27 protein-coding genes are annotated in these 22,005 nt (G+C 38.0%); 3 read left to right on the forward strand and 24 right to left on the reverse strand.

Going from position 1 to position 22,005, the window contains the following annotated elements:
* Window positions 1-195 precede the first annotated feature (195 nt).
* From NIZ91_17000 to NIZ91_17095, 20 genes are all read right to left on the reverse strand, one after another.
* Window positions 196-1,062, reverse strand: a complete 867-nt coding sequence (locus NIZ91_17000) for a polyprenyl synthetase family protein (GenBank protein USY57207.1) — start codon at window positions 1,060-1,062, stop codon at window positions 196-198.
* A 29-nt stretch (window positions 1,063-1,091) separates the two neighbouring features.
* The gene (locus NIZ91_17005; protein USY54425.1) at window positions 1,092-1,325 is read right to left on the reverse strand and encodes an exodeoxyribonuclease VII small subunit; all 234 of its coding nucleotides are present in this window, start codon (window positions 1,323-1,325) and stop codon (window positions 1,092-1,094) included.
* Between the two features lie 3 nt (window positions 1,326-1,328).
* Window positions 1,329-2,672 (reverse strand): exodeoxyribonuclease VII large subunit, encoded by a 1,344-nt coding sequence (gene xseA, locus NIZ91_17010; GenBank protein ID USY54426.1) that lies wholly within the window; start codon window positions 2,670-2,672, stop codon window positions 1,329-1,331.
* A gap of 83 nt (window positions 2,673-2,755) precedes the next feature.
* Window positions 2,756-3,148: a transcription antitermination factor NusB gene (gene nusB / locus NIZ91_17015; protein USY54427.1), complete on the reverse strand. Its 393-nt coding sequence runs from the start codon at window positions 3,146-3,148 to the stop codon at window positions 2,756-2,758.
* Between the two features lie 289 nt (window positions 3,149-3,437).
* Window positions 3,438-3,839: an Asp23/Gls24 family envelope stress response protein gene (locus NIZ91_17020; protein ID USY54428.1), complete on the reverse strand. Its 402-nt coding sequence runs from the start codon at window positions 3,837-3,839 to the stop codon at window positions 3,438-3,440.
* A 29-nt stretch (window positions 3,840-3,868) separates the two neighbouring features.
* Window positions 3,869-5,221 carry an acetyl-CoA carboxylase biotin carboxylase subunit gene (gene accC, locus NIZ91_17025; GenBank protein ID USY54429.1) on the reverse strand — a complete coding sequence of 451 codons (1,353 nt, stop codon included), beginning with the start codon at window positions 5,219-5,221 and terminating at the stop codon, window positions 3,869-3,871.
* Window positions 5,222-5,234: 13 nt separating this feature from the next.
* A complete protein-coding gene (accB, locus tag NIZ91_17030; protein USY54430.1) occupies window positions 5,235-5,738 on the reverse strand; it encodes an acetyl-CoA carboxylase biotin carboxyl carrier protein in 504 nt (167 codons plus the stop codon).
* Between the two features lie 331 nt (window positions 5,739-6,069).
* Complete coding sequence (locus tag NIZ91_17035) at window positions 6,070-6,663, reverse strand: SpoIIIAH-like family protein (GenBank protein USY54431.1); 594 nt, start codon at window positions 6,661-6,663, stop codon at window positions 6,070-6,072.
* A 13-nt stretch (window positions 6,664-6,676) separates the two neighbouring features.
* A complete protein-coding gene (spoIIIAG, locus tag NIZ91_17040; GenBank protein ID USY54432.1) occupies window positions 6,677-7,324 on the reverse strand; it encodes a stage III sporulation protein AG in 648 nt (215 codons plus the stop codon).
* A 7-nt stretch (window positions 7,325-7,331) separates the two neighbouring features.
* Window positions 7,332-7,943 (reverse strand): stage III sporulation protein AF, encoded by a 612-nt coding sequence (gene spoIIIAF, locus NIZ91_17045; protein ID USY54433.1) that lies wholly within the window; start codon window positions 7,941-7,943, stop codon window positions 7,332-7,334.
* An 11-nt stretch (window positions 7,944-7,954) separates the two neighbouring features.
* On the reverse strand, window positions 7,955-9,127 hold the full coding sequence (gene spoIIIAE / locus NIZ91_17050) for a stage III sporulation protein AE (protein ID USY54434.1): 1,173 nt from the start codon (window positions 9,125-9,127) through the stop codon (window positions 7,955-7,957).
* A 37-nt stretch (window positions 9,128-9,164) separates the two neighbouring features.
* A complete protein-coding gene (spoIIIAD, locus tag NIZ91_17055; GenBank protein ID USY54435.1) occupies window positions 9,165-9,548 on the reverse strand; it encodes a stage III sporulation protein AD in 384 nt (127 codons plus the stop codon).
* Window positions 9,549-9,568: 20 nt separating this feature from the next.
* Window positions 9,569-9,775, reverse strand: a complete 207-nt coding sequence (gene spoIIIAC / locus NIZ91_17060) for a stage III sporulation protein AC (protein ID USY54436.1) — start codon at window positions 9,773-9,775, stop codon at window positions 9,569-9,571.
* A 17-nt stretch (window positions 9,776-9,792) separates the two neighbouring features.
* Window positions 9,793-10,305 (reverse strand): stage III sporulation protein SpoIIIAB, encoded by a 513-nt coding sequence (gene spoIIIAB, locus NIZ91_17065; protein USY54437.1) that lies wholly within the window; start codon window positions 10,303-10,305, stop codon window positions 9,793-9,795.
* Between the two features lie 16 nt (window positions 10,306-10,321).
* Window positions 10,322-11,254, reverse strand: coding sequence for a stage III sporulation protein AA (spoIIIAA, locus tag NIZ91_17070; protein ID USY54438.1), 933 nt, complete (start codon window positions 11,252-11,254; stop codon window positions 10,322-10,324).
* A 66-nt stretch (window positions 11,255-11,320) separates the two neighbouring features.
* Window positions 11,321-11,602, reverse strand: a complete 282-nt coding sequence (locus tag NIZ91_17075; protein ID USY54439.1) for a YqhV family protein — start codon at window positions 11,600-11,602, stop codon at window positions 11,321-11,323.
* A gap of 122 nt (window positions 11,603-11,724) precedes the next feature.
* Window positions 11,725-12,282 (reverse strand): elongation factor P, encoded by a 558-nt coding sequence (gene efp / locus NIZ91_17080; GenBank protein ID USY54440.1) that lies wholly within the window; start codon window positions 12,280-12,282, stop codon window positions 11,725-11,727.
* Between the two features lie 19 nt (window positions 12,283-12,301).
* Entirely contained in the window at window positions 12,302-13,360 is a 1,059-nt protein-coding gene (locus NIZ91_17085) for a Xaa-Pro peptidase family protein (protein ID USY54441.1), read from the reverse strand.
* Between the two features lie 3 nt (window positions 13,361-13,363).
* Window positions 13,364-13,801, reverse strand: coding sequence for a type II 3-dehydroquinate dehydratase (gene aroQ, locus NIZ91_17090; GenBank protein USY54442.1), 438 nt, complete (start codon window positions 13,799-13,801; stop codon window positions 13,364-13,366).
* Window positions 13,802-13,893: 92 nt separating this feature from the next.
* Window positions 13,894-14,418: a YqhR family membrane protein gene (locus NIZ91_17095; GenBank protein ID USY54443.1), complete on the reverse strand. Its 525-nt coding sequence runs from the start codon at window positions 14,416-14,418 to the stop codon at window positions 13,894-13,896.
* Window positions 14,419-14,640: 222 nt separating this feature from the next.
* On the opposite strand from NIZ91_17095, the gene NIZ91_17100 reads away from it, so the two are divergent.
* Both NIZ91_17100 and NIZ91_17105 read left to right on the forward strand, forming a co-directional pair.
* A complete protein-coding gene (locus NIZ91_17100; protein USY54444.1) occupies window positions 14,641-15,588 on the forward strand; it encodes a DUF1385 domain-containing protein in 948 nt (315 codons plus the stop codon).
* 41 nt (window positions 15,589-15,629) lie between these two features.
* Window positions 15,630-16,028: a hypothetical protein gene (locus NIZ91_17105; protein ID USY54445.1), complete on the forward strand. Its 399-nt coding sequence runs from the start codon at window positions 15,630-15,632 to the stop codon at window positions 16,026-16,028.
* 38 nt (window positions 16,029-16,066) lie between these two features.
* Here the strand turns inward: NIZ91_17105 and NIZ91_17110 are convergent, their stop codons facing one another.
* From NIZ91_17110 to NIZ91_17125, 4 genes are all read right to left on the reverse strand, one after another.
* Window positions 16,067-16,948: a patatin-like phospholipase family protein gene (locus NIZ91_17110; GenBank protein USY57208.1), complete on the reverse strand. Its 882-nt coding sequence runs from the start codon at window positions 16,946-16,948 to the stop codon at window positions 16,067-16,069.
* Between the two features lie 118 nt (window positions 16,949-17,066).
* The gene (mntR, locus tag NIZ91_17115) at window positions 17,067-17,498 is read right to left on the reverse strand and encodes a transcriptional regulator MntR (GenBank protein ID USY54446.1); all 432 of its coding nucleotides are present in this window, start codon (window positions 17,496-17,498) and stop codon (window positions 17,067-17,069) included.
* A 221-nt stretch (window positions 17,499-17,719) separates the two neighbouring features.
* On the reverse strand, window positions 17,720-20,275 hold the full coding sequence (locus NIZ91_17120) for a vitamin B12-dependent ribonucleotide reductase (GenBank protein USY54447.1): 2,556 nt from the start codon (window positions 20,273-20,275) through the stop codon (window positions 17,720-17,722).
* 274 nt (window positions 20,276-20,549) lie between these two features.
* Window positions 20,550-21,383 (reverse strand): lipoate--protein ligase family protein, encoded by an 834-nt coding sequence (locus NIZ91_17125; GenBank protein USY54448.1) that lies wholly within the window; start codon window positions 21,381-21,383, stop codon window positions 20,550-20,552.
* A gap of 224 nt (window positions 21,384-21,607) precedes the next feature.
* Between NIZ91_17125 and NIZ91_17130 the strand changes: the two genes are divergently transcribed.
* Window positions 21,608-21,982 carry a rhodanese-like domain-containing protein gene (locus tag NIZ91_17130; protein ID USY54449.1) on the forward strand — a complete coding sequence of 125 codons (375 nt, stop codon included), beginning with the start codon at window positions 21,608-21,610 and terminating at the stop codon, window positions 21,980-21,982.
* Window positions 21,983-22,005: the final 23 nt, after the last annotated feature.

Below are 22,005 nucleotides of genomic sequence, written 5' to 3' on the forward strand. Positions count from 1 at the left end.
AACATACCTCTCTTTAAAAGAAAACAGTGAAAAAATAGCCGCTAACACAAATGTGATAACGGCCACCAAAATATTGTATATGTCTTGCAAACCTATGCACTACGTCTTTGACATAGTAGTAAGGCTATTATAGCATAGGCAATATTGGGACTCAATCTTATTTTATCTCATTTATATAAAAAACAAGGCCGTTGCTTAACGATCACGTTTTGCTACGTATAGACAAATTTCTTCAAGCAACCCCGTATCCAAATTCGCTGTTTTAAGCGCATCTAAGCTCGATTGAATATGGTGATGAAGCTTTTGTTTGGCTTCTTCCATTCCCAGTAGAAGTGGATACGTCGTCTTTTCGTTTTCCTTATCGCTTCCCACTGGTTTGCCAATTGCTTCTTCGGACCCTTCAATATCTAAAATGTCATCTTGAATTTGAAAAGCAATTCCTAAGTTAAAGCTGAACTTTTCTAGAAGCTTCAACTGCTCTTCAGTTGCCTCACCTAAAATTGCACCTGCTTTCACACAAAAACTTAAAAGCTTTCCTGTTTTATGTATATGAATATCTTCTAGCTCCTGAAGGGTTAAATATTCATGTTGCTGTTCTCCTTGCATATCAGCAACCTGTCCTTTAATCATGCCTTCTGCTCCCGCTGCTTTTGTAAGCTCGCTCAGAAGCTCTACTTTTACTTCATCTTTTATTTGTGAGGCATTTATAATTACCTGAAAACTGTTTGTTAATAGCGCGTCTCCAGCTAAAATTGCCGTTGCTTCGCCATATACCTTGTGATTTGTAGGCTTGCCTCTTCGTAAATCATCGTCATCCATGCTTGGTAAGTCATCGTGAATGAGTGAATACGTGTGAATCATTTCAACTGCGCTTGCAACTGCGATTCCTTTTTCTTCATCATGCCCCAATGCTTTTAACGTCGCAAAAACTAACATTGGTCTCAGACGCTTTCCTCCTGCCATTAATGAATACAACATCGACTCTTTTAATAATGAAGGAGCTTGCAGATTTGTTACATACTCATGAAAAAATGTCTCTACTTTCTCTTTTGTAAATTGAATATAATTCTGTAGCTGCTGTTCACTCACGTTTATTCTTCCTCCTGAACAGTAAAAGGTGCTAACGTTCCGTCTTCTTGCAAAATGTTCTCCATTTGTTTTTCGATTTGCTGGAGACGATCATGACAGAATTTTGATAAAGACATTCCTTGCTGAAATTTTTCAATCGCTTCTTCCAACGGAATGTCACCTTCTTCTAAGTTATTCACAATTTTCTCCAGCTGATCCATTGCGTCTTCAAACGTCTGCTCTTTTTTATTCGCCATCTTTTATCGCTCCTTTATATCTGACACTTCACACTGTAGTTGCCCATCAGTTAACCGAACTTGAATAGTATCACCTTTTGCCAATTGCTTTGTTGATTTTATTAACTTCTGATCATCATCATACACCAAGCTATATCCCCGCTCCATTGTTTTTAACGGGCTTAGTGCATGTAGCTTAGAGGCTGTGGTTGCAAATAAAAGGTGCTGCTGTTTCATAAGTTGTTGCATTTCTCTTTGCAACACTTTTGTTAGCTGCATGTGCTGTTCACGTGCTTGCTTGATTTTTTGCTGAGGATGATTGCGCTGCAAGTTCATGGCAAGTTGTTCGTATTGATTTTGCTTTCTTTCGAAAAATCTCTTGCTTTCACGATATAATGTATCGATAACGCGGTCAAGTTGTTGCTCTTTTTGTTCGATTAGTTTTTGTGGATAGCGAAACGCATAGGATTTTTGGGACTTTTCCAATCGTCTTTTACTATGCTGAATTTTTTCATTCATCGCGCGAAGTAAGCGAATATTTCGTTGCGAAATACGCTCCGAAATCTCAGCAATACTTGGTACTGCGAGTTCTGCAGCTCCTGTTGGAGTCGGGGCTCTTAGATCTGCTACAAAATCTGCAATTGTAAAGTCGGTCTCATGCCCAACTGCTGAAATAACAGGTAGCGCTGAATGATAAATCGCACGTGCAACCGCTTCTTCATTAAACGCCCATAGCTCTTCAATCGACCCTCCTCCTCGCCCAACAATTAGTACATCAACTTCGTCTCGCTTGTTTGCTTCGTTGATTGCTTTTACGATTGAAGGAGCAGCATTCACACCTTGAACGAGAGCTGGTATAACAATAATTTTAGCGATTGGGTAGCGCCTTTTCAGCGTTGTGATAATATCGCGGACTGCGGCTCCTGTCGGGGATGTAATTACACCGATTGCACTCGGGTATTTTGGAAGGTTTTGTTTGTGGGAAGCATGAAATAAGCCTTCTTTTTCAAGCTTTTTCTTTAACTGCTCATAAGCTAAGTAGAGATTACCAACACCATCAGGTTGCATTTCCTTTACATACATTTGATAGTTTCCACTTGGTTCGTATACGGATATTTCGCTGCGAATTAACACTTTCATTCCTTCTTCAGGCTGAAAAGCTAATTTGCTGTTATGACCAGCAAACATAACCGCTGCAATTCGAGCATTTTCATCTTTTAAGGTAAAATACATATGACCTCTACTATGCTTTTTAAAGTTAGATATTTCACCTTTAATCCAAATATCTTGTAAGTGAGGATCAACATCAAATTTCCGCTTAATATAGCGTGTTAATGCTGATACAGTTAAATAACGAACTTCACTCATAATATAACCTCCTTGTTTCTAAAAGGTTCTTCCCCTCTCCTTTTTAGATAAAGGAGAGAAGTACCTCATTAGATTGTACTCGGTTAGCGAGATAGAGTAACAGCTACCTTCGATAATACACCATTAATAAAGCGACCAGATTGATCATCACCAAATACTTTCGCTAATTCAATTGCTTCATTCATCGTAACATTTCCAGGAATTTCTTCTTCGTATTTCATTTCATATACCGCCATACGTAAAATAGTACGGTCTACCGTTGCAACTCTATCTAACGTCCATTTTTCTAAGTGATCACGTAGAATGCCATCGATTTCTTCTTGGTTATTTGCTACGCCTAATACTAATTTTTCTAAGAAATCGTCACCTTTTCCTTCTTGCAACACATTCTCCATTGCTTCTAACGGCTCAATTTGCCCAAGGTCGTGCTGAAATAAGGCCTGTAATGCTTTTTGTCTTGCTGTATGTCTTTTCATTATTTTGACTCCTTTATTTATCTACTTTCACTAGTATACCTAGATAATAGCACAATTTATTGTAAATCAAAGAAGGAATTTCACCCGTCATTACTATCTCACTTTTGCGCGACTGTTAATCATCCAACATTAGAAAGCGTAACATGGCGTCCTTCTTTATTCAGTGCTTTTCCGCCATGTTACACCTTCTAGATCAATTCATAAACACGAAAAAGACCGTCTATGTGACGAGACAGTCTTTTTCACTTTACCATAGCTTGTCTGGAAAAGAAATAACTAAAATCAGGAGTTACTCCTCTTCTTCAACTTCTTGCTTTTGCGTATCAAATTGAACGCCCACAATATGAATATTTACTTCATCTATTTCAATTGCTGTCATATTCTTTAACGCTTGGCGGATATTATCTTGCACCTTTTGCGCCACAACTGGAATAGATACACCAAACTTCATCATGCAGAATACATCAACTTTAATACCATTTTCAGTTAAATCGACTTTAACGCCTTTTCCATGGTTTTTCTTCCCTAGCTTTTCAACGACACCTGCTGCAAAATTGCCACGCATAGCCGTAACGCCCTCTACTTCTGAAGCCGCAATCCCTGCAATTACTTCAATAACTTCAGGAGCAATTTCAACTTTACCTAAGGAATTTGGATGTTCTTCCATTTCTAATACATGATTTTCATTCATGTACAGCACCTCCTATTATTTATACTATACTACGAATTCATTACATCATGTAGCTCAAGAAATTTTGTATTGAATTCTCCACCTACAAATTGTTCGTGATTTAATAATTTCAAGTGGAACGGAATCGTTGTTGCAACTCCTTCAATAACAAACTCACTTAAAGCACGCTTCATTCGCTCGATTGCCTCTTCGCGAGTTGGTGCATGAACAATTAGCTTCGCAATCATAGAATCATAATATGGCGGGATTGTATAGCCTGGGTATGCAGCTGAATCAACGCGTACTCCGTAGCCGCCTGGTGGTAAATACATTTCAATTGTTCCAGCAGATGGCATGAAGTTTTTCTCAGGGTTCTCTGCGTTAATACGACATTCGATCGCCCATCCATTAAATGTTACTTCCTCTTGTTTCAAAGGAAGATATTCGCCATTTGCTACTTTAATTTGCTCTTGAATCAAGTCAACACCTGTTACCATTTCTGTTACAGGATGCTCTACTTGAATACGCGTATTCATTTCCATGAAATAGAATTTATTTTCACGATAATCAAAGATAAACTCTACTGTACCGGCACCTGTGTAGCCAACTGCCTCAGCTGCTTTTACAGCTGCGTCTCCCATTTTAGCACGTGTTTCTTCATTTAGTGCTGGCGAAGGCGTTTCTTCAATTAACTTTTGAAGTCGACGCTGAATACTACAGTCACGCTCTCCTAAATGAATCACGTTACCATGTGTATCTGCTAATACTTGTATTTCAACATGGCGGAAATCTTCAATGTACTTTTCGATATAAACACCTGGATTACCAAATGCCGTAGCAGCTTCCTGTTGCGTGATCGTAATGCCTTTTACAAGCTCTTGCTCTGTTCTTGCAACGCGAATTCCTTTTCCGCCACCACCGGCTGTTGCTTTAATAATTACAGGATATCCAATATCTTTAGCAATTGACATGCCATCTTCAACTGACTCTACAATACCAGTTGAACCTGGAACAATTGGCACGCCTGCTTGACGCATTGTTTCTCGCGCAATATCTTTTGTGCCCATTTTTGTAATAGCTTCAGGAGTAGGTCCCACAAACGTAATATTGCATTCTCGACAAAGCTCTGCGAAATCAGAGTTCTCCGCTAAGAATCCATATCCTGGATGAATTGCATCACAACCTGTTGATGTTGCAACGCTCATGATATTTGTAAAGTTTAAATAACTATCTTTTGATGCCGTAGGTCCAATGCAATAAGCTTCATCTGCAAGCTGTACATGAAGAGCGTTGCGATCGGCTTGGGAATAAACTGCAACTGACTCTACGCCTAATTCTTTGCAGGCACGAATAATACGGACTGCAATTTCTCCTCTATTTGCAACTAAAAGCTTTTTAATCATGTTTTACCGCTCCTTATTCAGGCTTCACTAAGAAAAGAGGTTGACCATACTCTACAAGCTGACCATTCTCAGCTAAAATTTCTACAATTTCACCTTTAACCTCTGCTTCAATTTCATTAAATAATTTCATTGCTTCAACGATACATACAATGGAATCCTTTTGAACTTTGTCACCAACTGCAACATATGCATCTTCATCTGGAGAAGATGATGCATAAAACGTTCCAACCATTGGAGACGTAATTTTATGTAGATTCTCATCTTTAGCTGGCGCTGCTTCTACTGGCTCAGCTGGTTTTGTTTCGCTTACGGCTGCCGCTTGTGGTTGAGCAACAGGTTGTGGTGCTACTACTTCAGGAGTTGATGAAACAACTTGTACAGGCGAAGCGTTCTTTGAAACAATTGCATCTTTCTTTTTCATTTTTACTTTTGATCCTTCATGCTCATATACAAATTCTTCAATGGATGATTGATCAACTAATTTAATTAATTCACGGATTTCTTGAATTTTTAACATATTAAACACTCCTACTTCATGAAATAGAAATCTTTCTACTACTTTGCTATGATACGACAAATTGCAATCTTCATTCAAATTGCTTTGTACGCATTTAAAAGAATAATCTACTCAAAATGGGTTTTAGAACTTACTACTATTTACAATTATAATCGTATCGATGGAGAAATTACAATTGTAGAAAAATATTATAACCTAGTACTAATATAAGGCTATAATGATAATTATAACCCAACCACTTGGATAAATCCACGTTAAAATTTAGCTACCCCCATGGAATAAAACGTAAAAAAAAGCGATGACAATAGGCTTCATCGCTTTTTGAATTGATTTATTTTGTTGGTTGAAACTCAACTGCCACCTCTTTTTGTCCAAGCTCTTTTTTCACTAATTGAATAATTTCATTTGCTTTTGCTTTAGAATGCTTTTCAGTTTTCACAGTAATATTAACCTCGCTACCATCAGCTCTTACCAATGCATCTTCATAACCTTTAGATTTAATTAATGTTTCAATGACAGCCTCTTTTTCTGCTAGCTCTGACAGTTGGTCGATTTTATCCATTGCTTTACTTACTTCAGTAGCCGATACGTTTTTGGAAGCAGCTACTTCTTGTAACTCTTCTTTCAACTTGCTTCTCTCATCAATTAGCTCTAATCGAAGCGCCGTAAACAATTCATCACTTTCTACATTTGATACAGTCGTTTTGCTCTCTGTAGTAGACTTAGCATTTTCTTTTTTTGTATCTTCTTTTGCGGGCTCTTTAGCATCTTCTTTTCCAGCTTCTTTTTTCGTATTTTCTTCTTGTTGATCCACAACCGCTACGTTTGATTGAGGGCTTTCTGGGGTTGTCATATAGTATACTGATAAAACCACTACTAAACTTAACATTGTTAATAACCAAACTGTTTGCTTTTTTAATAACATTTGGATTTCCCCCTTAACCTTTTTTAGGTAATACGGCAACTCTATGACTAGGAACATCTAAGGAGCGTGTCACTGCTTCAATAATCCACTTTTTCACCTCGATATTATCAGCCCCTTTCGCGACGACAAGAATGCCTCGTACTTTCGGTTTTTCTGTTTTCACTACAACAGGCTTTTCCTGGTCACCACTTCTAACGATAACTAACTTTTCATCTGTAGAAATGTCTTCTACCTTTCGCTTTCCACCTTCACGATCCGTTTCATCCGTCGATTGCTTTTGGGTCACCGTATTTTTCTCATAAACTTTCGCCTCTGTTGCATCGAGGTTCACGATTACTTCCACCTTGCTTACACCATCAATCTGTTCTAATACTTCTTGTAACTGTTCTTCATATTTCTTTTCATAATCAGTAATCGCTGTGTTTTTTTTCGAACCAAACGTTGGAACATCCTCTTGGTCCTGTACAGTAGAAGAAGCTGGTTTTGCTTCATCTACTGTTGATTGCAACATACCCTTTGAACCGTTCATGAGCATAAAGACCATTCCTGCTGCTAATAAAATACCCATATAAACGAGCTTAGAAGGCTTTTTGTCACCTGATTTTTTGGTCATGGAGAAAAGTCTTTTAAAAAACGATGATTCTTCTTTTTTATCATTCATGTCACGTTCACTCCTCCTCCAAGTTTACAATCATTTGTTTTTCATCTATGCCCCATTTAGCTGCTAGATACGTAGTAATATCCGTCGCTTCTTTTGAAGGTTCTTTTTCAATTGGTGTGGAGGTGTCAATGGAGATTTCTTTCACAACTGCCACGGCCTGTTCATCTTCAGGCTCTTGTGCACTCATCACAACTGTAATCGTTTTTATGTTGTCGGCTTCAGGATCTGCTTCTTCATTTTTCGTTTCAATGTGCATCCGATCAATTGCTACACCATACTGTTCCATCAGCTCCTCTTTTACCTCTGTCTCCATTTGGACAGCCATTTGTTCTAAAATATATGCACGTTGTGAAGCTTGTATTTCTTTTTTCTTACTTTCTATTAAATTTTCTACTCCTGCATCGTCACCAACCGCTGATAATCGAATCGAATTAAACATTTTATTTACGTCTACTTTTAAAATTTGAAAGACTGGCGTAACAATAATTAGCATTAGGAGTAAGCCAATGACTAGCTTCGTATATTTTTGAAACCCTGAATTAGGAAGCAATAAATTTATAACTGTTGCTAGTAAAATGAATAGAATAATATTTGTAATCCAGCTTGTTAATGCTTGCATTTTTTCTCCTCCTACCTCACCATCATCGTAACGTTGCTGGCTGTAATGATGACTGTTAAACATAGGAAAAACATCAGTGAGACAATTGCCAATGCAGCAAAAATATAAACAACACTCTTACTAATAATGCTTAAACACGAAATAACAGGACCGCCTCCGATTGGCTGTAAAAGTGCTGCAGCTAGCTTATAAATTAACGCAAGCGCTAGTACTTTAATAGCTGGAAAGGCAACGATTAAGAGTAAAACAACCACTCCCGCTATTCCAACCGTATTCTTTAAAAGAAGTGAGGCTGTGATAACGGTATCTGCCGCGTCTGTAAATACCCTTCCCACAACTGGAATAAAGTTTCCGGTAACAAACTTAGCGGTCCGAATAGTAATTCCATCCGCAACAGCAGAAGTAGCACCTTGTACTGAAATGACTCCTAAAAAAATTGTTAAAAAGATTCCTAGAATACCAATGCTGATGTTTCGAAGCAGCTGAGCTAACTGAGTGACCTTATACTGATCTGAAATAGTACTTACAATGCTTAAAAGCGCTGATAAAAACAATAGTGGCATGACTATATACTGGATGAGCATGCCGCTAATATTCATTAAAAATAAGATCACTGGATGAAAGAATGCCGCCGATATTACCCCGCCCGATGAAGCCATTAACGCTAATAATAGTGGAACCAGAGCTAAAATGAACTTAGACATTGTTTCGATTGCGCCTGTTGCGTATGAAATAGCTACTTGAAAACTATTTAGCGCAATGATGATTAACACCATATACACAAGCGCATAGGCAACTTTACTAACAGCTTGTTGATTGAATGCGCTCTGTAACGTTTGTAAAAAGACGCTGAATACGGTTAACATAATGAGTGTTCCTAGCAGTTTTCCATTTGAAATAATTTCATGAAGTAAAAATTTCACCAACCCGCTCAGCCACTCCTGAATTGAAAACTCTTTGTCACCTTTTAAGAAGTCAACTAAGCTACCTTTTTGACTTTCTGGTAAAAAGCCACCATATTGAGTCAAGATATCATCCCAAAACTGCTTCACTTCGTCGATATTGAGCTGGTCAATTTGTTCATCTACTATTTCTTCTTGAGGCGCAGACTGAGAGGCTTGTACATTATTTGGAAAGAAAAAGAAGAGGAGCAAAAGGAATGCGAGCAATTTTCGTTTACTCATACACCACTTCATCTCGTCACCTCATGAGTTTAATAATTTAAGACGGTAGCATGGAAATAATTGTTTCAATAATTACTGTTAAGATGGGAATAGCCATTGATAAGATTAAAATTTTACCACCCAGTTCAATTTTAGAAGCGATCGCACCTTGCCCAGCGTCCTTCGTAATTTGAGCACCAAATTCTGCAATATAAGCAATTCCTATAATCTTTAAGATTGTTTCAACATAAATCATGTTAACGTGTGCGTTCACAGAGAGCTTTTCAATCATTTTAATAATCTCGTATATCTGATCGATTAAAAATAAAAAGATCACACACCCTACAAAGACAACAAGTAAAAAAGCAATGGGCGATTTATGCTCTTTTAAAATGAGTGCTAAAAAGGTAGCAACTAAGCCTAAGCCCACAATCTGTATCATTTCAATGGCTAATCACCCCCTTAGCTTTGAAATAAAAAAACGGCTTTAATTTTTTGAAATAAATCTTCAACAATCGATGCAACCATAAACAAGATATAAATAAACCCTATAAGTGTTACCCAGTTTGCATAATCTTTCTTGCCCATTTGCTCTAACACTGTAACGAGAAACGCTACAACAATACCAATCCCTGCTATTTGAAAAATTGTATTCATATCAATGTTCATCCTTATTCCTCCAATCACTACATCAATAAAATGACGAGTAGCAATCCTGATAAAAAGCCAAGGCTTTTTATCATTTTTTCATACCGACTTTGCTGTTCAAGCGCATCCTGCTCTTCCCGGTCCAAGTGGTTAATAGCTAACAATATATGTTTTTGCTGGGAATACCGATCATGTTGCCCTAACGTTTCACCAAACTGCTTTAACACTTCAAGTTCTCCCTCTTTAAAGGCAAGCGCTTTTTTATGTGCTTGAAGAGCATGTTCCCACGCTTCTTTCGCAGTGGTCATTCCTTGTATTAAACGCTGTTCGAACTCCTTAAAAAAAAGCGATAATGGATTAGGAAATTGTTTTGAAAGCATGTTTGATATTTCATGAAGAGGGCGGTTACTGTACATGATTTCTGACTCTAACGATCGTAGCGCTGTTTTTAGTTGCCGAAGTTGTCTTGGCCTTTCACTAAGCTGCTTGGCAACTTCAAAGCCTGTGAACGTAGAAGCCAGTAAAATAAAAATAGCTCCTAAAATTTTCATTTCTTCGTCACCCTTTTTATTTCAAAGAATAATTGGACTTCAACGAAAGTGGTTTTCTTGCTTGATCATAAATGGCTTTCACAGTTCCTGGTCCATTCTCATTGGTTAATACCATATAGCGATCGAATACTTCAAGTTCTAATAATTGTTTTAAAGAAGGGCGTTTATCTAAATCAAACAGATCGTAACCGTGCACCGTCATAAATACTTGTACTCCTGCATTGACGGCCTCTAGCACGGCTTGACAGTCTTCTTCGCTTCCTACCTCATCCACAATTAATACGTTTGGACTCATCGATCGAATCATCATCATCATTCCTTCGGCTTTCGGACAACTATCTAAAACATCTATTCGTGTTCCAAAGGTATGTTGGGGAACACCTTTGACACAGCCTGCAATTTCCGAGCGTTCATCTACGATACCCACTTTAACCGCTCCAATCTTCTGTTGACTATTTCCTGTGCTCATCATTCTTGCTAAGTCTCTTATCATTGTTGTTTTTCCTGTTTGTGGAGGACCAATCAAAATAGTACTAAGCCATCTGGATTGATAGAGCAGAGGAATTAGCGGTTCTGCTATGCCGATTTGTTCTTTTGCTACTCGAATGTTAAACGAAGTCACATCGCGAATTACACGAACATGTCCATTTTCAGTAATAACTTTACCCGCAAGCCCTACACGATGACCGCCTTCAATCGTCACATACCCTTTTTTTAATTCTTCTTCAATCATATAAATAGAGAAATGACTGAGTTTATTTAAAATAAATAGCGTGTCTTCTGCCGTTACCACATAGGGCAAAAACACAGGTTCACTGTCAATCGTTAACTCAATTTGCCTTCCAATTCGAATGCGTACTTCCTCTAAAGTTGCTATATAACGCTGTATATACGGCTGGACATTATGCTTAATACCTTCTGGAAAAATAGCGACAATTTCATCTAGCATTGAAATCCCCTCACCTTTATACTCATTTCAATGTATGGCAAGCTTTTAGTTGTTATGTCAGAAACTTCACTTAAACACTCCAATTAAAATTAAAAGGACGCCTGTACCGATGAGCACAAGCTTACCAAAAGATAGCTGATCAGCAACCGACACTAACCCAAGGCTAAATGACGTGATCATCACAATTGGCCCTACGAGCGCCAGCATTCCATTAATCATTAATGCTTTTTTGACATCATTATTCGTAAAAATTAAAATAGCCGCAATGAATTCAATAAAAGATGAAACAAATCGTAAGCAAGCCATTGTCAAAACAGTTCCGTTTATGTGATCAAACCAATGCTTCATAACTTCCTCCCACGTATTACATCATTTAGTACAACCTATGCAATCGGTGGACAACTTATCACTTACGAAAAAGAAAAGCACAAAAAAAAGAAGAGATAATTATCTCTTCTTTTTTTGCTTTATTATGCACGTGATACGTAGCTGCTATCTGTTGTGTTGATAATTAATACATCGCCTTCATTTACGAAGAATGGAACTTGTACAATTAGGCCTGTTTCAACCGTAGCTGGCTTCGTGCCACCTGATGCTGTATCACCTTTAATACCTGGTTCTGTTTCAGTAACTTTTAATTCAACTGTATTTGGAAGCTCAACACCTAGCGTTTCACCTTGATACATCATGATAGCTACTTCCATATTTTCTTTTAAGAACTTTAGCTCATATTCAATTGCTGTTGCTGGAAGTTCTAATTGCTCGTATGAGTGGTTATCCATAAATACGTGCTGATCACCACTTGCATATAAATACTGCATTTTACGGTTATCGATTTGTGCTTTTGCTACTTTTTCCCCTGCACGGAATGTTTTTTCTTGAACAGCTCCAGTACGTAAATTACGAAGTTTTGAGCGAACAAACGCTGCTCCTTTACCTGGCTTTACGTGTTGGAAATCCATTACGCGCCAAATACCTCCGTCTACTTCTACTGTTAGACCTGTGCGAAAATCGTTTACTGAAATCATGAAAAAATCCTCCTACATCTTATAAAATAATAAGTTCTTTCGGTGAGTATGTTAATGACTCATTTCCTTCTTCTGTTACCACGGTATCGTCTTCAATACGAACGCCACCAAGGTTTGGTATGTAAATACCTGGTTCAACGGTTACAACCATTCCTGGCTGCAGCGTATCCTGAGACTTCACAGAAAGCGACGGGCCTTCATGAACTTCTAATCCCACACCATGACCGGTAGAATGACCAAAATACTGTCCGTATCCTTTTTCTACAATATAGTCTCGTGTTAAGGCATCGGCTTCTTTACCCGTAATACCCGCTTTAATTCCTTTCATGCCTCTTAACTGCGCCTCTAATACTGTATCATAAATTCCCTTTAGTTCTTCACTGACTTTCCCTACCGCAAATGTGCGCGTAATGTCAGAACAATAGCCTTTATAATACGCACCAAAATCAAGCGTAACAAATTCTCCTGCTTCAATGACTTTTTCAGAAGCAACGCCGTGCGGTAATGCCGAACGATGACCTGACGCCACAATTGTATCAAACGAGGACGAAATTGCACCTTGCTTTCGCATAAAGAACTCCAGCTCATTAGACACTTGAAGCTCTGTTACACCAGGCTTAACGAAGGTCAAAATATGCTCATATGCTGCATCTGCAATTTTTGCAGCTTCCTTTAATATCTTAATCTCTGAGTCACTCTTTATCAAGCGTAAGTTTTCAACCGCATTGGAAACTGGAACAAGCTCTGCTTTAACATGCTTTTTAAACTGTTGAAACTGAGCGTATGAAACATGATTTTCTTCAAAACCAACGCTTTTAATTCCAAGCTGTGTAATAACTTGACCTACTTCTTCCAGGATTGGGCCTTTATGTTGAACAATTTCAAACCCCTCTGTTTGTTCACTAGCCTGCTTTACATAGCGAAAATCTGTGATAAATACAGCTTTATCATTGGAGATTACTGCTATACCTGCTGAACCAGTAAAATTAGTCATATAGCGACGGTTGTATTCACTTGTAATAACTATTCCATCAACATTTAACGTTTGCAACTGCTTACGTAATTTCTCTATTTTCATACTTCATTCCCCTTTCTTTTGCAACAGAGCAAGAATCGCTAACTCATATCCATAAATGCCCAATCCTACAATTTGTCCTGCTGTGACAGGTGCCGTCACGGATTCATGACGAAATTCTTCTCGCTTATGTACGTTTGAAATATGAACTTCAAGCACAGGAACTGAAATACTTGCAATCGCATCCCGAATTGCGTAACTATAGTGTGTGAATGCCCCTGGGTTAATGACAATGCCATCAAAGTTCTCGTCTGCTTCATGAATCCAGTCAATAATGACTCCTTCATGATTAGACTGAACACATTCAATATGCACACTCTGTTGCTCAGCAAGCTGATGTAGGTTGTGCTCTAACGTTTTTAAATTCTCTCTACCATACACCGCAGGCTCTCGAACGCCCAGCCTATTTAAGTTTGGACCATTAATTACTAAAAACTTTTTCATGGACACTCTCCCTTACTTACACAGCTAGTTCTATTATTAAAATAGACCCTATGTTTTCTCTTTTTAGTTTATCATAAATCAAAACATTCACACTACTCATTCACAAGTTCTGATTTATGTCCAGAACTGCTGTTTAGCTCTGCTGCCTCAAAGGAAATGGAATACCCGACAAATATCCCGTATAAGATGTATAAACAAATAGTTGTAATAATGGTATTAGAAGTTAGTTCTCCTATCGTTTTCATGCTTGGAAACAATGGGTTAAGCAGCAGAAAGACGAACGCCCAAAGCACTGCTCCATATACAATACCAAACCATATTGACTTGAACTTTTTCAAGAACACATAGTAAAGAAGCGCTACACCAATTGATATAATACCAATAATCAAAACGCTAACAATAAGCCCTGGCCAACGGTCTTTCCAACTACCAAAAGCCCACGGCTGTAAAATTGTATTAGGATGAATTTCACTAAAGCTAAATAAATACGTAACGTATCCCATTAAGCTCCAAAACACTCCTCCTACAAAACCAATAACTATCGCTTTAGCTAAGAATGAGCCTTCCTTTGATTGTATTTGTTGATTTGCCGGCTTATTATCTTGTTTAGCTGTCATCTTCATCACCTCTACTGGATAGTATGAGCTGATTTTTGTTGTTCTATTATACTGCGAAACGTTTCTTAAAGATAAAAGAAGGAAAATTTTATCATTTCATGTGTGATATAGAAAAATTTTGTCTAAACTAGATAACATACATCGACCTAGAGGTTTATTCGAAATTGCTGTAGAATATAGATTATTAAGAGACAATTAGTCTGGGTTAGGTTGGTGTCTGAAATGTCTAAATTACAAAAAGCCGCATACGGTGGGCAAGCCGTCATTGAAGGTGTCATGTTTGGTGGCAAGAAAGTGATGGTCACTGCCATTCGTCGTAAAGATCAATCTATTGAGTATTTTCAATCTCCTCGGAGATCAAATCGTGTACTAACAGCGTTGAAAAAAATTCCGTTTTTAAGAGGAATTGCAGCAATTATTGAAGCAAGTGCAAACGGTACACAACATTTAAATTTTTCATCTGAACGTTACGATGTGCATCCTAACGAAGATGATGTAATTAAAGAAGAAAAAAAAGAATCAAAACTATCCTTAATATTGGGTGTTGCAACAATTGGTGTACTTTCTTTTCTATTTGGAAAAGTGCTTTTCACCCTAATTCCGGTGTTTTTGGCAAATTTGACTCGTCCTATTTTCGCTTCTGATTTAGCACAAGTAGTTATTGAAAGCTTCTTTAAGCTTTTATTATTGCTCGCTTATATTTACGCGATTTCACAAACTCCGCTTATTAAACGCGTCTTTCAATACCACGGAGCAGAACACAAAGTCATTAATGCATATGAAAACAACCAGGAGCTTACGGTAGAATCAGTTCAAGCTCAGTCTCGCCTTCACTATCGCTGCGGAAGTAGTTTCATTCTATTTACAGTTGTTGTTGGAATGTTTGTTTACCTACTCGTCCCTACGGACCCGCTTTGGCTTAGAGTTGTAAACCGACTTGCATTAATTCCAGTCGTGTTGGGGCTGTCTTTTGAAGTACTACAATTAACCAATAAGGTTCGCCATGTACCTGTTTTACGCTTCTTAGGTTACCCGGGATTATGGTTACAGCTCCTTACTACAAAGGAACCTAAAGATGACCAAGTCGAAGTTGCAATCTCTTCATTTCAAGAGCTTTTACGCATTGAAAACGAAGGGAGCTCTGTACCCGGTGGCGAACAAGTAAGTTAAGACTGTTTTGCTTTCTTTTATCATTTTAGGAGGTGAACAAAATGAGACGTCCATTCGTTAAACCACTTGTTAATTCATTAATTGCTTTAGGGATCATTGGATTTATTTACACTCTTGCAACAAATCCAACAAGCCTATTGCGTCAAGCAGGCTATATCTTTTTATTTATCATTTTGTTTTACTTAGTTTATCGATTTATTATCCGCCCTGCTCAAACAAAAGGGCAAGACAAAGGATACCATCGAGCTGTGAAACAATCAAAAATACGTCAAAAAGAAAAAGAACGAAGCGGTAATAAAGTGGATATGAACGCTTATCGCAACGTCCAAAAACGTCCATCTGCTAAAGTTAACAAACCGTTAAAGAAAAAGAAAAGCAATACACATTTAACAGTCATTGAAGGCAAAAAAGGAAAAAAGAAAAATCGTGCCTTCTTTTAATGAAAAACTGCGCCTTACAAAGACGCAGTTTTTTCTATTTAATAGCACCATTTTTTTAAAAACAGCTCTGCTTTATTCTTTCCATAGTGAAAAAGCTGGTGCTTCTGTTCTTCTGATAAAGAAAATTCCGTAGCCAACACTTCACTAACTGGTAAAAAGATGATATTTCGTTCGTGACGTTTTGATATATGCCTTGCATCATGTGCGTCTTTCATTGTATCAAATAAAGCTGAAAACATCGCGATTGCATTTTTTATATTTTTTTTATCTTCTTCTTTTTCACGAGGACTAAGTTTAATACCCAACACAGGCCTCTGTTTACGTTTTTGATCATCATCAAATAAAAAAATGGGAAAATTACTTAATACCCCACCGTCAACAATAAGGCTTACGGGATTTGTCCGCAGCCTAACTGGTTCAAAGAAGTAGGGAATACTACAGCTCATCCGTACCGCTTTTGCTACGGGAAATTTCTTTGGATCTATTCCATATTTAGGCAAATCATCAGGTAATACTACTAGCTGGCTATTTGTTAAATCAGAAGCAATGATTCGTAATGATCCGACTGGCAAATCACCAAATGTAACAATCCCTCTTGCTTTTAACTTGCTAGCTATCCATTTTTCTAACTTTTCACCTTTATATAAGCCTAAGTTCCAATAGAGAAGAAGCCATTTTGTAAGAGCAGACGGCAAAAAAGAAACACGTTGATCTAGTAAAGACTTCACGTTCATTTCATCCATCATTTCCATCATTTCCTCACTTGTATAACCCGCTACAATAAGGGCGCATACAATCGAACCAGCACTTGTACCCGCTAGGCGCCTGAAAATAAAATCTCGCTCTTCTAAAGCTTGCAAGGCTCCAAGTAGCGCGAAACCTTTAAGCCCACCACCTGAAAAAACACCATCAATATACAGAAGTTCTCAACTCCTTCAGTCTGCCTCCTATCTACACTTTAGTACCTCTCGCATTAAATTATGCTAAAAATAAAAAGAGCCGCTCTAATCTAAATTAGAACGACTTTTCCAATATGCATTATAACTGTTGCTCTTCTTCATTTTTCCTTTGGACGCTTCGCAAGCCTTGCACACGCTCTGGATCTTCCTCAAAGTATTGTACTAGATCACCGATTCTGTCAATTGAGTTCCAGCTTAGATGGTGTTCAATACCTTCAACATCTTCATAAATATTCTCTTCATCTACGCCGATAATACGCAGCAGCTGCTCCAATAGCTCATGACGATAAACAAGGCGTTTACCAATCTTTTGTCCTTTTGGAGTTAAAACAAGACCACGGTATTTTTCATAGATTAAATATTCATCTTTATCAAGCTTCTGCACCATTTTTGTGACTGATGAGGGATGAACTGTTAAAGCATCAGCGATATCCGAAACCCTAGCATATCCTTTATCTTCAATCAGCATATATATTTGTTCAATATAGTCTTCCATACTTGGCGTAGGCATGAAATCTCCCCCAATAAAATAATTATTATGTATAAACTACCGAAACACGCTTCTATAAACCTTTAGTAATCTATTGCTCAAAAAGTTAAAAACTAACGATACTACAAAAGACATTCATGTAAAATCATACTATATAGTATAAGCAAATACAAGAAAATCTAGTATGCATTTACTTCAACATATAAAAAGGCTGACACATTGTCAGCCTTTTTATGACTTTCTTATAAACCACACTTTAACTGGGCACCACAATTTGTACATGTGTTGCAGCCACCCATTTCTTCAACTGTTCCTTGGCGACAAACCGGACACGTATTTCCAACTTCAGAACCAATCGTTACGTCTGTTGATCCTACTTCGTTGATTGTATCTACTAATACAACGTGTGGCTTTTCTGCTTTTCTTTCTTTTACTTCTTCATCAAATGTGTTTTCTTCTGCTTTTAGCGTTAATACCTGAGCATCACGGCTACCGTCTACATAAACTGTACCACCTTTTGCTCCGCCTTTATATAAACGCTCGTACACTTTTTGAACTTGTTCAACTGTATAGCCACGAGGTGCGTTTACTGTTTTACTAATTGAACTATCAATCCAACGCTGAATAACACACTGAACATCAGCATGAGCTTCTGGAGCCAATTCCATTGCTGAAATAAACCATTCAGGAAGGTTATTTGGATCCGCTTCTGGATGTTGGTCTAAATATTCTTGAACGATATCTGCTTTTACTTCAATAAATTTCCCTAAGCGACCGCTTCGGAAGTAAGAGAATGAGAAGTATGGTTCAAGACCTGTTGATACGCCAACCATTGTTCCTGTGCTACCAGTCGGTGCTACAGTTAGTAAGTGTGAGTTACGAATACCGTGCTCTTTGATGCTTTCTCGAATATCTTCCGGCATTTTTTTCATAAACCCTGTGTTAGTGAAAGCTTCACGTAAACGAGCTGTTTCCTCTTCTGAATCACCAATTAAGAATGGGAAGCTTCCTTTTTCTTTTCCAAGCTCTACAGATGCACGGTATGCTGTTGTTGCAATTGTTTCAAATACTTGATCAACAAGTTCATTTCCTTTTTCAGAACCGTACTCTGTTTCACAGTAGATAAGTAAATCATGAAGCCCCATTACACCAAGACCTACACGACGCTCACCAAGAGCTTGCTTTTGGTTTTCTTCTAAGAAGTAAGGCGTTGCATCAATAACGTTATCCTGCATGCGCACACCCGTTTCAACCGTTTGACGAAGTTTTTCAAAGTTCACTGTTTTTGTCTCTTTATCTGCCATTTGCGCTAAATTTACAGCGGCTAAATTACAAACTGAAAACGGTGCAAGTGGTTGTTCTCCACATGGATTTGTCGCTACAACATGCTGACCGTATGCTTGTGCATTTGTCATGTCGTTCGCATTATCAAAGAAGAAGATACCTGGTTCTGCGGAGTACGTTGCACAAATGTTAACTAAGTTCCAAAGCTCTTTTGCACGAATTTTACGATACGTACGAACCTTATTACCTTGTTTTTCCCACTCGCGAACATCTCCTACCTCATGCCAGCTTTCGTTGTAGTGTGCCATTTCTTCTTTCGAATAGCTTTCTACATCTGGGAAGCGAAGATCGTATTCACTATCGTTTTCAACTGCATCCATAAACTCTTTTGTTAAACAAACAGAAATGTTTGCTCCTGTTAAGAATTCAGAATTATGAACGCTATACGTTCCACCAGTTTGTAGCTTTTCTTCAGCATCTGCAATAATTTTCTCGCTGAATCCACCAAGACCTGGAATTTGCTTATAATTGATAATTCCTTGGTACATGTCCTTTTCAGATTCCGTAAGCGGCGTAAATTTCAGCTTATCTTGGGCATGTTTTTTAATCATTTCATCATTTGTGTTTTCAATTAAGAATCGTAAAATGCGTGGATTTTGCATTTTAGAGATAATAAACTCAACAATATCTGGATGCCAATCCGCTAACATAATCATTTGAGCACCGCGACGAGAACCGCCTTGCTCTACAAGGTGCGTAAGTTTCGCAATATCGTCTAACCAAGAGACAGAACCTGATGATTTACCGTTTACACCACGCGCTAGCGTGTTGCGTGGACGCAGAGTTGAACCATTTGTTCCAACTCCTCCACCTCGGCTCATGATTTCCATAACTTGCTTACGGTGTTCAGAAATTCCTTCGCGAGAATCTTTTACATATGGCATTACATAGCAGTTAAAGTATGTAACATCCGTTTCAGCTCCCGCTCCGTACAGAACGCGTCCAGCTGGTACAAAGTTCATTTGAACAAGCTCTTGATAGAATTTTTCAAACCATTCGTTTCGCTTCTCTTCCGTTTGTTCAGCGGAAGCTAACCCAGTAGCGTTACGTTTTGCAATTTGCTCGTAGAAGATTTCCAGTGGTTTTTCAATTACGTCTAATGAACGAGTAATAAGTCCACTTTCTGCTTCTTCAGGCGCTAAAGCTCCGCGAAATTCATCTTCAACCTTTACGACTGCCATCTTTTGGTCAAAATTAATGCTTTCCACATAGCCAAGTCCTCGAGCTGGAAACTTCGGATCTTCCTTTACGGTTAAAACAACAAAGTCTCCTTTTGATAACGTAAGTTTTTCCGTATCTTTAAACGCATAGCGGTCTAACATTACGAGTCGAGATACACCTTTATGAGTAATTTTCATATCGGGTGTAATTGGGTGTACTTGCGGAAAGCGTTCAATATCTTGATTGAGCTTTTCAATATTCATATTTACTTTTTGATTAACTATAACAGTCATTCTGACAACTCCCTTACCAATCGTGCTCTATTTTACCAATCATTTACCTCATTTTGGAAAAAATAAAATTTCAACTATCAATAACTTACCACACGAATTGGACAAATTCAACATGTAGTATTCAACCAAAAACCAAGCACCCACATATAGACAGGTGTCAAGAGAAATATTTTTTTTACATTAAAAAAAGTATTTGACTTTTACATCAATTACTTTCGTCAGTTGAATAAAACCTGCAGGAGTACAGATTAAATCCGGTACTCCCACGCAGTCATTATCTTCTAAAATTCCATTCATCAGAAGCATACTTCTTTTGTGCCAATTCTTCTACATAACGCTCTTCTTCTTCTGTTAACTCATAAGGTTCTAAGTCAATATTTAAAGCGCTAGCAAAGCCTTTATAAAATGCTTCCTTAGCTTCTTCCATTTGAATTTTACGACCTGCAATAGCGTTAATTGCAACAGCTTTGGAACGAAACGCACGCTGCATTCTCTCTTTCACACGATCATTTGGATAATTAAATACGCTAAATAATTTATCTTCATCAATCTCTAATAAAATTGAACCGTGCTGTAAGATAACCCCTTTTTGACGAGTTTGTGCGCTTCCGGCAATCTTACGTCCTTCTACCACAAGCTCATACCATGAAGGTGCATCAAAACAAACAGATGAACGTGGATTTTTTAAGCTATTCTTTTCTTCTTCCGTTCGAGGAATTGCAAAGTATGCTTCAAGCCCTAATGAGCGAAACCCCTCTAATAATCCTTCAGAAATGACGCGATACGCCTCAGTCACCGTCTTAGGCATATTTGGATAGTTTTCCGATACAATAACGCTGTAGGTAAGCTCCTCGTCGTGCAAAACGCCTCTACCACCTGTTGGACGACGTACAAACCCTAATCCTAATTCATCTACTTGTTCAAAGTTAATTTCTTTTTCGGCTTTTTGAAAGTAGCCAATTGATAATGTTGGAGGATTCCAGCCGTAAAATCGAATCGTTGGTGGTATTTGACCAGTGCTATGCCACTCTAAAAGCGCCTCATCAAGTGCCATGTTATAATATGGCGAACGTTCTTTTGAATCAATGAATCTCCATTTTTGCTTCATTTTTCTCATCCCTAACTAGTATAGTAGACATTTACATATGTAATAAACTTAATCCGTTTTTTAGTCTACCAAAAGATAAGCAGAAGGAAAAGAAAAGTGAAGCAGTAATTTTTTACTTTTCTTTCGTAAAAACTACCCTGACTTCAGGAAGATTCCCTTTACTTCTAATTTCATTCACTTATATAATAAGGTTATGTATTTTGTCGAAGAAAGGAAGAAACAACATGTGGGCACTAATCATTGTACTTGCGGCAATTATTATCTATTCTGTCGTAATGTTTTTTTACCAACGTCGCATTATGAAAACGTTAACGGAGGAAGAATTCCGAAGCGGTTACCGTAAAGCACAGCTAGTTGATATTCGCGAACCAAATGAGTTTGAAAACGGACATATTTTAGGCGCAAGAAATATTCCCCTTTCACAGTTCCGTATGCGTATAAAGGAGTTTCGCACTGATCAACCTGTTTATATTTATTGCCAAAGTGGCATGCGAACAGGTCGTGCTGCTCAACTCTTACGCAAGCATGGTGTGAAAGAAATTCATGACCTAAAAGGCGGATTCAAAGCATGGAACGGTAAAATTAAGACAAAGAAATAATTCATAAAAACAGCCCCTTCTTA

It is taken from the genome of Bacillus sp. 1780r2a1 (assembly GCA_024134725.1).
GTDB lineage: Bacteria > Bacillota > Bacilli > Bacillales > Bacillaceae_H > Priestia > Priestia aryabhattai_A.

Excerpts from the sequence above, each read along its gene's own strand:
- NIZ91_17085 (USY54441.1), bottom strand. The coding sequence starts at position 13,360 with ATGAAAATAGAGAAATTACGTAAGCAGTTGCAAACGTTAAATGTTGAT.
- NIZ91_17020 (USY54428.1), bottom strand. The coding sequence starts at position 3,839 with ATGAATGAAAATCATGTATTAGAAATGGAAGAACATCCAAATTCCTTA.
- mntR (USY54446.1), bottom strand. The coding sequence starts at position 17,498 with ATGCCTACGCCAAGTATGGAAGACTATATTGAACAAATATATATGCTG.
- NIZ91_17130 (USY54449.1), top strand. The coding sequence starts at position 21,608 with ATGTGGGCACTAATCATTGTACTTGCGGCAATTATTATCTATTCTGTC.
- spoIIIAG (USY54432.1), bottom strand. The coding sequence starts at position 7,324 with ATGAATGATAAAAAAGAAGAATCATCGTTTTTTAAAAGACTTTTCTCC.
- NIZ91_17005 (USY54425.1), bottom strand. The coding sequence starts at position 1,325 with ATGGCGAATAAAAAAGAGCAGACGTTTGAAGACGCAATGGATCAGCTG.
- spoIIIAB (USY54437.1), bottom strand. The coding sequence starts at position 10,305 with ATGAAAATTTTAGGAGCTATTTTTATTTTACTGGCTTCTACGTTCACA.
- NIZ91_17075 (USY54439.1), bottom strand. The coding sequence starts at position 11,602 with ATGAAGCATTGGTTTGATCACATAAACGGAACTGTTTTGACAATGGCT.
- NIZ91_17035 (USY54431.1), bottom strand. The coding sequence starts at position 6,663 with ATGTTATTAAAAAAGCAAACAGTTTGGTTATTAACAATGTTAAGTTTA.
- efp (USY54440.1), bottom strand. The coding sequence starts at position 12,282 with ATGATTTCAGTAAACGATTTTCGCACAGGTCTAACAGTAGAAGTAGAC.
- spoIIIAF (USY54433.1), bottom strand. The coding sequence starts at position 7,943 with ATGCAAGCATTAACAAGCTGGATTACAAATATTATTCTATTCATTTTA.
- aroQ (USY54442.1), bottom strand. The coding sequence starts at position 13,801 with ATGAAAAAGTTTTTAGTAATTAATGGTCCAAACTTAAATAGGCTGGGC.
- spoIIIAC (USY54436.1), bottom strand. The coding sequence starts at position 9,775 with ATGAACATTGATATGAATACAATTTTTCAAATAGCAGGGATTGGTATT.
- accB (USY54430.1), bottom strand. The coding sequence starts at position 5,738 with ATGTTAAAAATTCAAGAAATCCGTGAATTAATTAAATTAGTTGATCAA.
- NIZ91_17105 (USY54445.1), top strand. The coding sequence starts at position 15,630 with ATGAGACGTCCATTCGTTAAACCACTTGTTAATTCATTAATTGCTTTA.
- NIZ91_17125 (USY54448.1), bottom strand. The coding sequence starts at position 21,383 with ATGAAGCAAAAATGGAGATTCATTGATTCAAAAGAACGTTCGCCATAT.
- xseA (USY54426.1), bottom strand. The coding sequence starts at position 2,672 with ATGAGTGAAGTTCGTTATTTAACTGTATCAGCATTAACACGCTATATT.
- NIZ91_17100 (USY54444.1), top strand. The coding sequence starts at position 14,641 with ATGTCTAAATTACAAAAAGCCGCATACGGTGGGCAAGCCGTCATTGAA.
- accC (USY54429.1), bottom strand. The coding sequence starts at position 5,221 with ATGATTAAAAAGCTTTTAGTTGCAAATAGAGGAGAAATTGCAGTCCGT.
- spoIIIAA (USY54438.1), bottom strand. The coding sequence starts at position 11,254 with ATGCTAGATGAAATTGTCGCTATTTTTCCAGAAGGTATTAAGCATAAT.
- spoIIIAD (USY54435.1), bottom strand. The coding sequence starts at position 9,548 with ATGATACAGATTGTGGGCTTAGGCTTAGTTGCTACCTTTTTAGCACTC.
- spoIIIAE (USY54434.1), bottom strand. The coding sequence starts at position 9,127 with ATGAGTAAACGAAAATTGCTCGCATTCCTTTTGCTCCTCTTCTTTTTC.
- NIZ91_17095 (USY54443.1), bottom strand. The coding sequence starts at position 14,418 with ATGACAGCTAAACAAGATAATAAGCCGGCAAATCAACAAATACAATCA.
- nusB (USY54427.1), bottom strand. The coding sequence starts at position 3,148 with ATGAAAAGACATACAGCAAGACAAAAAGCATTACAGGCCTTATTTCAG.
- NIZ91_17120 (USY54447.1), bottom strand. The coding sequence starts at position 20,275 with ATGACTGTTATAGTTAATCAAAAAGTAAATATGAATATTGAAAAGCTC.